This is a genomic window from Actinomadura meridiana (genome assembly GCF_039537545.1).
GTDB classification, from domain to species: Bacteria; Actinomycetota; Actinomycetes; order Streptosporangiales; family Streptosporangiaceae; genus Spirillospora; species Spirillospora meridiana.
This window is the reverse complement of sequence record NZ_BAABAS010000020.1, coordinates 105,047-116,750: the sequence shown is the minus strand read 5'-3', so window position 1 is coordinate 116,750 and position 11,704 is coordinate 105,047. Positions and strand designations below refer to the sequence as shown.

The window sequence follows — 11,704 nt, the reverse complement described above, 5'->3', positions numbered from 1 at the left end:
TCATCTCACCCCTTGCAGGGTGCTCGCGCTCTGGCCCGCGCCGCCGACCTGGTCGGCGGAGCGCGTCAGCCAGCCCTGCTTGTTCATCGTGATGAACGCGTACAGCTTGATCGGAAGCGAGATCAGGATGACGACGAACACGGCCAGCGGGAGGAGCAGGATCTCGCTCGGGTGGCGCCGCAGGTGGGACCAGCCGCGGATGGCGCGGCCGAGCAGCACCCAGCCGATCGCGAGCCCGATGCCGAGCGGGTGCAGGTTGCCCATGATCCGGCTGAGGATCAGGTAGCCGAGCGTGACGCCCATGGTCACCGGCGTCAGCAGGATCTGGAGGACGGTGACCTTGGTGACGAACGGGGTCTTCCACAGCCAGCCCTTCCACAGGGCGGTGAGGTAGCAGCGGTAGGAGTTGCGGCTCCAGCGGATGCGCTGCTTGAAGAACGCGCGGAACGAGTCGGGGAACATCGAGATCGCGCGTGCCGACGACTGGTGCACGGTCTTGTAGCCCTGCGACAGCGTCAGCCAGGTGAGGCGGCCGTCGTCGCCCGCGATGCACCGGCGGCCGAGGAAGAACTCGTTCTCCAGGTTCTCCACCACCGGCTGGATCACCGAGCGCCGGTACGCGGCGGTGCGGCCGGACAGGCACGCGACCCCGCCCTTGGAGCCCATCGCCGGGACGTAGTCGTAGTAGCGCAGGTTGACCAGCCAATCGGCGATGCGCCGCCACACGCTGGTGGTGCGCTGGTAAACGTTCTGCTGGGTGCCGACGCCGCCGACCTGCGGGTCCTCGAACGGCATCTGCACGGCGGCGAGCAGCCCCGGCTGCCACCAGGTGTCGGAGTCGGCGAACACGACGATCTCGCCGCGGGCGGCGCGGATGCCGACGCCGAGCGCCGACCGCTTGCCGGAGTGCTCGTAGACGAGGATGTGCAGCCGCGGGTCCTCGACCTGGGTGAGCCGCCGCTGCCCCTCGGTGTCGGCGATGTCGATCACGATGATGACCTCGTCCGGGTCCTGGGCCAGCCAGCTCTCCAGACAGCGGACCATGATCTCCGGGTCCTCGCGGTACGAGGGGACCACTACCGAGGTGGTCGCCCGGAAGTTGTTGACCACCGGCTTGTACAGGCGGGACAGGACGACGCGGTAGAGCCACAGGCCCCAGACGAGCAGGCCCGCGAGACCCAGCGGCACGAACGACCGCCAGTCGCCCGACGACACGGTCCCCGTGATCGAACTCCAGGCATCATTCAGCCACCCCGTGACAGACGACAAGATCAAACCTTCCTCTGCATGGGGCGAGGGGCAATGATCAGTCGGTGGTCCCCCCGCGCTCCATCCGAATAAGAGGGAGCAGACCAGATGATGGTTCACGTTCGTCAGGTTCGGCCACATTTGGCCTACACCGTCAGGCCCTATACGGGACTGTCCAGTTCGCTGTCAAGCGATCACGGCGAATCATCATCAAACTGACAGCTTGATCTCCGTTAGTTCAACCACCCGACTCCGGTTCGGTCGCCGACCAGAAGAGTCGATCTTGCGATTTGTCGGGTAAATCACATTTTTAGCGATTTATACGTTTCGCCTACTGGCTAGTAGTGACGACTGGGACGGGATATGAGATGCGTCACTCCATGTGGCCGGAGGTGGTCTGATGTGAGCCGCACCCCATCTCCCTGCCGTTTCGTGGGTTCCAGCACTGGTTACCAGCGGGTAGCATGAGAAGTGGTTACTCACCAGTACGCGGGCGGGTCCCGGCCGCCGCGGAGATTGAACGGAGGCTCGAATGGGGCACTACAAGAGCAACCTCCGCGACCTGGAGTTCAACCTCTTCGAGGTGTTCAGGCGCCAGGACCTCCTCGGCGGCGGCCCGTACGAGGAGATCGACGAGGACACCGCGCGCAGCGTCCTGGCCGAGGTCGCCCGGCTGGCCGAGGGACCGCTCGCCGACTCCTTCGCGGACGCCGACCGCCACCCGCCGGTCTTCGACCCCGCCACCGGCGCCGTCACCATGCCGGACGGGTTCAAGAAGTCGTTCCAGGCGTGGATGGACGCCGAGTTCTACCGGCTCGACCTCGCGCCCGAGTTCGGCGGCAGCCAGGCCCCGCGCTCGCTGTTCTGGGCCGTCTCGGAGCAGGTCCTCGGCGCGAACCCGGCGGTGTACATCTACGCCTCGGGCCCCGGCTTCTCCCAGATCCTGTGGCGCATCGGCACGCCCGAGCAGAAGCGGTTCGCCGAGCTGGCGCGTGAGCGCAAGTGGGGCGCCACGATGGTGCTGACCGAGCCGGACGCCGGGTCGGACGTCGGCGCCGGGCGGGCCAGGGCCGTCCAGCAGCCCGACGGCACCTGGCACATCGAGGGCGTCAAGCGCTTCATCACCTCGGGCGAGCACGACATGGCCGAGAACATCTTCCACCTGGTGCTGGCCCGTCCCGAGGGCGCCGGCCCGGGCACCAAGGGCCTGTCGATGTTCCTCGTCCCCAAGTACATGGTCGACCTGGAGACCGGTGAGCTGGGCGAGCGCAACGGCGCGTACGTGACGAACGTCGAGAAGAAGATGGGCCTCAAGGTCTCCACGACCTGCGAGCTGACGTTCGGCGAGAAGCACCCGGCGGTCGGCTACCTGGTCGGCGACGTGCACGAGGGCATCAAGCAGATGTTCCTCGTCATCGAGTACGCGCGGATGATGGTCGGGACGAAGGCCATCGCCACCCTGTCCACCGGCTACCTCAACGCGCTCGAGTACGCGAAGGAGCGGGTGCAGGGGGCGGACATGACGCGGATGACCGACAAGGCCGCCCCGCGCGTGACGATCACCCACCACCCGGACGTCCGGCGCAGCCTCATGACCCAGAAGGCGTACGCGGAGGGCATGCGGGCACTCGTGCTGCTGACCGCGTCCTACCAGGACGCCGTCCAGGTCGCCGAGCACGAGGGCCGCAAGGACGAGACGGCCGAGAAGCTCAACGACCTGCTGCTGCCGATCGTGAAGGGCTTCGGGTCCGAGCGGGCGTACGCGCTGCTCGGCGCCGAGTCGCTCCAGACGCTCGGCGGCTCCGGCTACCTCCAGGACTACCCGGTCGAGCAGTACATCCGCGACGCCAAGATCGACACCCTCTACGAGGGGACCACCGCGATCCAGGGGCAGGACCTGTTCTTCCGCAAGATCCTGCGCGACAACGGCGAGGCGCTGAAGGTGCTCCTCGGCGAGATCAGGGCGTTCGCCGACTCGGGCGCGGGCAACGGACGGCTGAAGAACGAGCGGACGCTGGTCGGCCGGGCGCTGGACGACGTGCAGGGCATCATCGAGCCGATGGCCGGATGGGCGCTCGGCTCGCTGGAGAACCCGAAGGAGCTGTACCGGGTCGGGCTCAACACGTCCAGGCTGCTGCTGGCCCTCGGCGACCTCATCGTCGGCTGGCTGCTGTGCCGCCAGGCCGAGATCGCGCTCACCGCGCTCGGCGGCGGCGACGTGTCCGACTCCGACGAGGCGTTCTACACCGGCAAGGTCGCGGCGGCGCAGTTCTTCGCCCGGACCGTCCTGCCCCGGCTCGCGGCCGACCGCGCCGTCGTCGAGGGAACCGATCTCGACGTGATGGACATGCCCGAAGCCGCGTTCTGAACGATCCGCTCGCGGCGCGCGGTGGCCTCCCGCCAGGGTGTTTGGCGGGGGGCCGCCGGGGGTGGCTACTGTGGGCGCGTCCCTCCGTCAGTCCCCCCCGACCGGATGACCGATGCGCGCCTTGCCTTTCGCCGTCTCCCTCACCGGGCTCCTCCTCATCGCCGGGTGCAACGACACCGACCCGGCGGTGACGAGCGAACCGCCCACGGTTGGCGTGAGCGGCTCCCACGACCCCAAGTCCGGGTACGCCAAGGAGGGCTGGTTCGGCGGCGCCGACGGCCTGCACGCCCGCGTCGAGATCGACGGCGTCGAACGGCAGGGCGCCAAGTCGGTGCTCCGCTACAGCGTGACGTCGCTGGACTCGTCCACCAAGTCCGTGCCGTTCACCATCAGCCTTCTCGACCCCGTCGGCCGCAAGCTCTACCGCCCCACCGGCTCCACGAGCGGCGACGACTTCGCCCCAGGCGCGACCCGCGAGATGGCGGCCGAGTACCCGACGCTTCCGACCGGCGTCCAGAAGGTCACGGCGATCACTCCGGGCACGGCCGGTGAGTTCACCGGGATCCCGGTGACGACCCCGCGGCCTGGGTCGCCGGAACCCTCCGGCCCGCTCCCCGGCTTCTCGACTCCGCCGGGCTCGGGCTCCTCGCCGCCGCCCCAGTTCACGTTCCCGCCGGGCTTCTCGCCACCGCCCGGCTTCTCGCTTCCGCCCGGTTTCTCCCCGCCGCCCGGCTTCAACCCGGGGAGCGGGGGCCCGACCTGGGGATACCGGATGTCCCCGGACGACGGCTCGCGGCCGCTCGGTGCGGGTGCGCCGTCGCGGGTGCGGCCGTCGACGACGTCACCGTCCCCGACGAAGACGACGACACCGCCGCCGTCGGGTTCGGGCGGCAGCCCGTCCACCGGGATCACCCCGCAGGGGCCGAGCCTGACCGAGAATCCCGTGGAGCTGTACGACCTCGTCGAGGGCGAGACCAGGGACGTCGCGTCCGGCGCGTCCAACGAGACGATGGCGCTGCGCGCCGACGTGCTGTTCGAGACCGGCTCGGCGAAGCTGTCGAGCCGCGCGAAGGCCGTCCTGGACCAGATCGCCCCGCGGATCAAGGCGACGGCCGTCGGCCCGCTGACGCTCACCGGGTACACCGACGACAAGGGCGAGGACGCCGCCGTCCTGAAGCTGTCCAAGGAGCGCGCCGAGGCGGTGGCCAGGGAGCTGAAGTCGCGGCTCGGCGGCACCTTCACCTACACCGCGAACGGCAAGGGCAAGGCCGAGCCGGTCGCGAAGGAGGGCGGCGCCGACGACGCCGCGGCCCGCGCCCGCAACCGGCGCGTCGAGATCACCTACCGGGTCAGGCCGACGTCGACGGCCGGGGCGCCGAGCACCGGCGGGTCCGCCGCGAAGGGGCCCGCCGAGTTCCGGCCGCAGGACGGCAAGACCGTCGCCACCCGCTACGGGCGGTTCGGGGCGGCGAAACGGCGCCTGGAGGTCAAACCGTTCTACCGGGACGGCGCCTACATCGTCGCCGTGTTCGACATCGTGAACGAGGGCCCGGGAAACACCCCGGCGGACGCCGCGTACACGGACCCGAACCATCCGGGCGGCGTCTTCACGTCCTTCTCCATCCAGGTTCCGGGCGGGAAGGACGTGTACCGCGCCGTCCGCGTCGGGCCGAGGACCCCGGCCGGTGGCCCGAGCGCCTACGTCGGCCCGGGCCGCGCCGTGTACCGGACGGGCGTGAACCAGCCGGTGCGCGGCTTCGTCTACCTGCCCGCGCCGCCCGGGAACGTCACGTCCGTCACCCTCGACGCGGGCCCCTTCGGGAAGGTCGACAAGGTGCCCGTCTCGTAGCCCTCCACAGGTGATCGGTCTGACGTGTGACGGGCGATCCAAACGGATATTTAAAGAGCACAGCCAAGGATCGTCTGGCGGAGGTCAGAACATGGGAATCGGCGTCAGTGTTTTCACCATCACGCTTGGGCTGATCCTCAAGTTCGCGATCAAACCGGACGCGATGACCGACCCGGTGGACATCCACATCATCGGCGTCATCCTGATCATCGTCGGCGGGGTGATGTTCGCGTTGCAGATGCTGATGATGTCCCGCATGCAGCAACGCGGCCCGCGGTTCCAGTCGAGACGCGACGTCGAGCACACCTACGACGACGACAATCCGCCCCGCGTCTGACACGCGCCCGCGGGGCCGGTGCCGACGCGTGTGTCAGACACGGGCGGTCACCGGCCCCGCGAGCGTGTGATCAGCTCCAGGCGAGCATGCGGATCGGGTCCTCCAGCATGGCGCCCACGTCGCGCAGGACCTTCGAGCCGAGTTCGCCGTCCACGATCCGGTGGTCGAACGACAGCGACAGCGTGGTGACCCTGCGGATCGCCAGCTCACCCTCGTGCACCCACGGCAGGTCGCGGATCTGCCCGAACGCGAGGATCGCGGCCTCACCGGGGGTGATGATCGGGGTCCCGGCGTCCACCCCGAACACGCCGACGTTCGTGATCGTGATCGTCCCGTCGGTCAGGTCGGCGGGGGACGCCTTGCCCGAGCGCGCCGTCTCCGTCAACTGGTTCAGGGCGCGCGCGAGGCCGGGCAGATCGAGGTCGTGCGCGTCCTTCACCTTGGGGACGATCAGGCCGCGCTCGGTGGCCGCCGCGATCCCGAGGTTCACGTAGCGCTTGACGACGATCTCCGCGCCGGACGGGCCGTCCACCCACGTGGAGTTGACCTGCGGGTTCCGCGCCACGGCCGTGAGCAGCGCCCGCGCCACCAGCAGCAGCGGGGACACCTTGACGTCCGCGAACTCGGGCAGCTCCCGGAGCCGTTTCACCGTGTCCATCGTCCGGGTCACGTCGACCTGGAGGAACTCGGTGACGTGCGGCGCCGTGAACGCCGAACCGGACACCGCCGCCGCCGTCGCCTTCCGGACGCCCTTGACCGGCGTCCGCTCCTCCCGCGGCCCTGCTTGTGCGGGCACGTTCTGGGCGGGCGCGGGTCCGGACTGGGCGGCCAGGACGTCGTCGCGGGTGATCGAGCCCTGCGGGCCCGAGCCGACGATGGTCGCGAGGTCGATGCCGAGATCCTTCGCCATCTTCCGGACCGGCGGCTTCGCCAGCGGCAATCCGTTGTCCACAGGCTGTGGACGAGGCGCGGGCGCCGCGCGCCGAACCGGCGCGGGCGGCGGAGGGGCGGGAGGCGGGGCGGCGGGCGGTGGTGCGGCGCCGTTCGCGGCCTTGCGCGGACGGCGCTTGGTCGCCCCCTCCTTCACCCCGTACCCGACCAGGACGGGCTGCCGTTTCGGCTGTTCCTTGGCCGGTGCCGACACGATGCCCGGCTCGTCGGCGGTCGGCACGCTCTCCACCGCAGGAGCCGCGGCCACAGGAGCCGCCGCGCCCTCGGCGCCCACCGCGATGATCGGGACGCCGACCTCCACGGTCGCGCCCTCGTCGACCATCAACTCCGTCACCACGCCCTCGAACGGGCACGGCAGTTCCACGATCGCCTTGGCGGTCTCGATCTCGACGATGGTCTGGTTGATCTCGACCGTGTCGCCGGGCTTGACGTGCCACTTGACGATCTCGGCCTCCGTGAGGCCCTCGCCGACGTCCGGCAGGTTGAAGATCTGGCTCACCGGCGTCACCACGCGAAGGTTCGGTCGACCGCGTCCAGGATGCGGTCGAGGTCGGGCAGGTAGTCGTCCTCGTTACGGGACGGCGGGTACGGCGTGGAGAACCCGCCGACCCGCAGCACCGGCGACTCCAGCCGGTAGAAGCACCGCTCGGTGATCCGCGCGGCCAGCTCGGCGCCGTAGCCGTTGAACACCGGCGCCTCGTGGACGGCGACGCAGCGTCCCGTCCGGTTCACCGACTCCACGACGGTGTCGATGTCGAGCGGGTTGAGCGAGCGCAGGTCGATGACCTCCAGCGACCGGCCCTCGTCGGCGGCCGCGGCGGCGGCCTCCAGACAGGTCTTCACCGACGGCCCGTACGCGAGAACCGTCACGTGCTCGCCCGGCTGGACGACGCGGGCCTGGTGCAGCGGCGTCCAGTCGGCGGCCGTGGACTCGACGTCCACCTCGGCCTTGTCCCAGTACCGCCGCTTCGGCTCGAAGAAGATCACCGGGTCGGGCGAGGTGATCGACTGCTGGATCATCGTGTAGGCGTCCACCGGGTTGGAGCAGGACACGACCCGCAGCCCGGCGGTGTGCGTGAAGTACGCCTCGGGCGACTCCGAGTGGTGCTCCACCGCGCCGATGCCGCCGCCGCACGGGATCCGGATGACGACCGGCAGCGACAGCGCGCCGCGTGAGCGCATGTGCATCTTCGCGAGCTGCGTGATGATCTGGTCGGCGGCCGGGAACACGAACCCGTCGAACTGGATCTCGACCACGGGCCGGTAGCCGCGCAGCGCCAGCCCGATCGCCGTCCCGACGATGCCGGACTCGGCCAGCGGCGTGTCGATGACGCGCTCCTCGCCGAAGTCCTTCTGGAGGCCGTCGGTGATGCGGAAGACGCCGCCGAGCTTCCCGACGTCCTCGCCCATGACGAGGACCTTCGGATCGTTCTCCATCGCCTTGCGCAGACCCTCGTTAATGGCCTTACCAAGAGTGAGCGTCGTCATTTGGCGGCCCTGCCCTTCTGGGGGACGACCCCCAGGCCCCCGAGTCGGAGACCCGAAGATCCTCGCTTCGCCGCGGTCATCGGGTCTCCCCCTCAAAAGAGGCGAGGTAGGCGGCGAACTGCTCCTGCTCCTCGGTCATCAGCGGGTGCGGCTCCGCGTAGACGTTGTCGAACATCGTCAGCGGCGCCGGGTCGGGGAGGGCGAGGCAGCGGTTGCGCAGGTCTCGCGCGATCTGCTTGGCCTCGTCCTCGACCTTGTCGAAGAAGCCCGCGTCGGCGAAGTCGTTGCGGACCAGGTACGCCTTGACGCGCTCGATCGGGTCCTTGAGCTTCCACGCCTCTTCTTCGGCCTTCAGCCGGTAGCGCGTGGGGTCGTCCGTGGTGGTGTGGGCGCCCATCCGGTAGGTGAACGCCTCGATGAGGGTCGGGCCCTGGCCTTCCCTGGCGTTCTCCATGGCCTTGCGCGTGACGGCCAGACAGGCGAACACGTCGTTGCCGTCCACCCGCAGGCCCGGGAACCCGTATCCCTGTGCCCTGCGGTAGAGCGGGATGCGCGTCTGCCGTTCCAGGGGCTCGGAGATGGCCCACTGGTTGTTCTGGCAGAAGAACACGATCGGGGCGTTGAACACGGAGGCGAACACGAACGCCTCGTTCACGTCGCCCTGCGATGTCGCTCCGTCACCGAAATAGGCGATGGTCGCGGCGGCGGACGGGGTGCCGAGCACGCCGTCCCGCTGGACGCCCATCGCGTAGCCGGTCGCGTGCAGCGTCTGGCTGCCGATCACGACCGTGTAGAGGTGGAAGTTGTGCTCGCCCGGGTCCCAGCCGCCGTGGCTGACGCCGCGGAACATGCCGAGCAGGTTGAGCGGGTCCACGCCCCGGCACCACGCGACGCCGTGCTCCCGGTACGTCGGGAACACCATGTCGTTGTCGGCCAGCGCGCGCGCCGATCCGACCTGGGCGGCCTCCTGGCCGAGCAGCGACGCCCAGAGGCCGAGTTCGCCCTGCCGGGTGAGCGCCACCGACTCCAGGTCGATCTTCCGCACGATCACCAGATCGCGGTACAGGCCGCGGACGTCCTCCGGGCTGAGGTCAAGGGGGTAGTCGGGATGCTCGACGCGCTCCCCCTCGGGGGTGAGCAGCTGCACGAGCTCGGGCTCGGCGAGCCGCGGGGTGTCGGGCGCGCCGCGCACGGAGTCGATCGTCATCGATGACACTCCTCGTTCGGGGCCGACTCGCGGGATCGCCGCGCGACGGCCGATGCCAACGGCCTCCGGCCCGGGTAGGGGACGAAAGCCGCATATGCCATCGTGGCAGACATCACACCCTGTGATGCAAGTCCCGCCTCTCCGGGTTCCCTACCCCCGGCGCAGGTCCTTGACTCAAACGTGACGCACGCCACCCGAGTAACGGTGGTCGCGGTCATGGGCCACCCGTGAAACAGGGCTACTCGCGGGACAGGGCCCGGGTCACGCCCGCCGCGACGGTCAGGCCGAGGACGAGTCCGCCCGCGACGATGAAGTTCGCGATCCACTGGTAGACGCCCTCGGGCGCGAACACGGTCTCCTGGCCGAGCGTGCCGATGGGCAGGAGAAGGTCCAGCGTGAAGAAGAACGCGTTGAAGTGCGGCTGCTGGCCACCGTCGAGAACTTCCGGCTTGTGGATGGAGAAGACGACCGTTCCGAACGCCAGGAGCCCGATCAGCCAGCTCGCCGCGCGGAACGGGCGGTAGCCGTAGCCGACCAGGCCGTCCTGCATCCAGCCGACCAGCTTGCGGGACAGGCCCTGCGTGGCGCGCCGGTCGCGGGCCTTCGCCAGCAGGACGGACCGTCCGTCGGCGTCCAGCCCGAGGGCCCGGTATGCCTGGGCGAGACGCTCGTAGGGTTGCGGAGCGTAACCGTCGGTGTCGCGGCGCAGCCAGGCGAGGCGCTCACGGGCGGCGAGCGGCGGGTCGAGGGCCTCGTACTGGAGGCCGTCCAGTTGGAGGCGTTCCGGCCAGGACGCGGCGTCGTCCCGCAACAGGCTGATCCTGGCGTAGGACAGGTCGGCCGTGCCGTGGATCGGTTCGGCGGTGCGGAGCAGCAGTTCCTCGGCCTGGACGCGTTGCAGGCTGAGCGCCGTTCCCTGGTCGTGGCGCAGGCGGGCGTCCCGGAAGCTGAGCTGTCCGGTGACGCGGGCGCCGGAGAAACTGACGGCGCCGACCGCGGTGAAGCCGTCCGAACAGTAGATGTCGGTCTCGACGGTCAGGTCGTCGGCGTTCAGGGCCGTGCGCTGGGGTGCCGACAGCCGCGCACCCACGAACGACAGGTACCCGCCGACGGTGGCGCCGCGCAGCCGGACCTCGCCCTCGGCGGTGAACCCGCCGTCGCAGAACACGTTCGCCGCCACGTTCAGGCGGCTCGCGTACAGGGCCGCGCCCGACGGGTTGTGCAGCTTCGCGCCCCGGAAGATCAGCTGGCCGCCGACCGTCGCACCGGGCAGCCGCACCTCGCCAGTGGAACTGAACCCCTGGTCGCAGTAGACGTTCGCCTCGACGGTCAGGCGGTCGGCGAGCAGCGCGTCCCCGCCCGGGTTGGTCAGCTGCACGCCCGACATGTTCAGGATGCCGGTGATGTTCGCGCCGTCCAGCCACAGGCCGCCGTTGATCCGGCTGCCCTCCAGCCACAGATGCCCGTCCACCCGGGTGCCGGACGCGATCAGCCCCGGCAGCTGGCAGCGCATCAGGTGGACGCTGTTCATGCTCGCCCAGTACAGGTGCGGCGCCTCGTCGAACGAGCACGAGGTGAGGGCCAGCGGGACGCTGACGTCCGCGTGCCCGAGGTTCAGCGACCCGGTGACGCGGGCACCGCCGAGCCGGACCGCCGCGACCTGACCCGGCTCCGGCTCCACCGCCCCGGCGAGCAGCGCGACGAGGACCTCCGCCCTGACCACCCGGTCGTGTCCCCAGCGGTCGGCCTGGTCGATGTCGTCGTAGGAGGCGTCTCCGGACGACAGATCGACCGATTCGCCCTTGGGGAACGCCTCCCAAAGACGGCGCTCCGTCGGGGTCAGGTCCTCGATGTTCATCGGGCGGCTCCGGGGGGGGTGCTGATGGTCCGTGAAGGGCAATGGTGCCGTACGCTTCAGGATCGTAAGGAAAAGTCCTGACCAGTGAGGGGGCGGCCGTGGCGCGTGTCGTCGTCGACGTCATGCTCAAGCCGGAGATCCTCGACCCGCAAGGGCAGGCCATCGCCCGGAAGCTGCCGCAGATGGGATACGACGGCGTCGTCGCCGTCCGGCAGGGCAAGCGGTTCGAGGTCGAGCTGGAAGGCGAGGCCGACGAGGAGGCCCTGGAGCGGGTCGGCCAGATCGCCGAGTCCCTGCTGGCCAACCCCGTTATCGAAAACTACGAGATCCGCGTTATCTAGCCAGCGCACCGCGTGAATGGCATGGAATGCCGTTCGGTACAGGATGGCATTGGTGCG

At 69.8% G+C, this 11,704-nt stretch carries 9 protein-coding genes; 4 read left to right on the top strand and 5 right to left on the bottom strand.

The features are described 5' to 3' along the window. Entirely contained in the window at positions 1–1,215 is a 1,215-nt protein-coding gene (locus tag ABD808_RS26525) for a glycosyltransferase family 2 protein (RefSeq protein ID WP_344901692.1), read from the bottom strand. Between the two features lie 565 nt (positions 1,216–1,780). Here ABD808_RS26525 and ABD808_RS26520 point away from each other — a divergent pair. The 3 genes from ABD808_RS26520 to ABD808_RS26510 all read left to right on the top strand — a co-directional run bounded on the left by ABD808_RS26520 (position 1,781) and on the right by ABD808_RS26510 (position 5,802). Then, positions 1,781–3,616: an acyl-CoA dehydrogenase gene (locus ABD808_RS26520; protein ID WP_344901689.1), complete on the top strand. Its 1,836-nt coding sequence runs from the start codon at positions 1,781–1,783 to the stop codon at positions 3,614–3,616. A gap of 112 nt (positions 3,617–3,728) precedes the next feature. Beyond that, positions 3,729–5,465, top strand: a complete 1,737-nt coding sequence (locus ABD808_RS26515) for an OmpA family protein (protein WP_344901686.1) — start codon at positions 3,729–3,731, stop codon at positions 5,463–5,465. A 91-nt stretch (positions 5,466–5,556) separates the two neighbouring features. Next, positions 5,557–5,802, top strand: a complete 246-nt coding sequence (locus tag ABD808_RS26510) for a DUF6458 family protein (protein WP_344901683.1) — start codon at positions 5,557–5,559, stop codon at positions 5,800–5,802. A 70-nt stretch (positions 5,803–5,872) separates the two neighbouring features. Here the strand turns inward: ABD808_RS26510 and ABD808_RS26505 are convergent, their stop codons facing one another. From ABD808_RS26505 to ABD808_RS26490, 4 genes are all read right to left on the bottom strand, one after another. Next, positions 5,873–7,252, bottom strand: a complete 1,380-nt coding sequence (locus tag ABD808_RS26505) for a dihydrolipoamide acetyltransferase family protein (RefSeq protein WP_344901680.1) — start codon at positions 7,250–7,252, stop codon at positions 5,873–5,875. A 5-nt stretch (positions 7,253–7,257) separates the two neighbouring features. Then, on the bottom strand, positions 7,258–8,241 hold the full coding sequence (locus ABD808_RS26500) for an alpha-ketoacid dehydrogenase subunit beta (protein WP_344901677.1): 984 nt from the start codon (positions 8,239–8,241) through the stop codon (positions 7,258–7,260). Between the two features lie 76 nt (positions 8,242–8,317). Further along, a complete protein-coding gene (pdhA, locus tag ABD808_RS26495) occupies positions 8,318–9,448 on the bottom strand; it encodes a pyruvate dehydrogenase (acetyl-transferring) E1 component subunit alpha (protein WP_344901674.1) in 1,131 nt (376 codons plus the stop codon). A 238-nt stretch (positions 9,449–9,686) separates the two neighbouring features. Continuing rightward, entirely contained in the window at positions 9,687–11,306 is a 1,620-nt protein-coding gene (locus tag ABD808_RS26490) for a hypothetical protein (protein WP_344901670.1), read from the bottom strand. Positions 11,307–11,404: 98 nt separating this feature from the next. Between ABD808_RS26490 and purS the strand changes: the two genes are divergently transcribed. Next, on the top strand, positions 11,405–11,647 hold the full coding sequence (gene purS, locus ABD808_RS26485) for a phosphoribosylformylglycinamidine synthase subunit PurS (protein WP_344901667.1): 243 nt from the start codon (positions 11,405–11,407) through the stop codon (positions 11,645–11,647). Positions 11,648–11,704 lie beyond the last annotated feature (57 nt).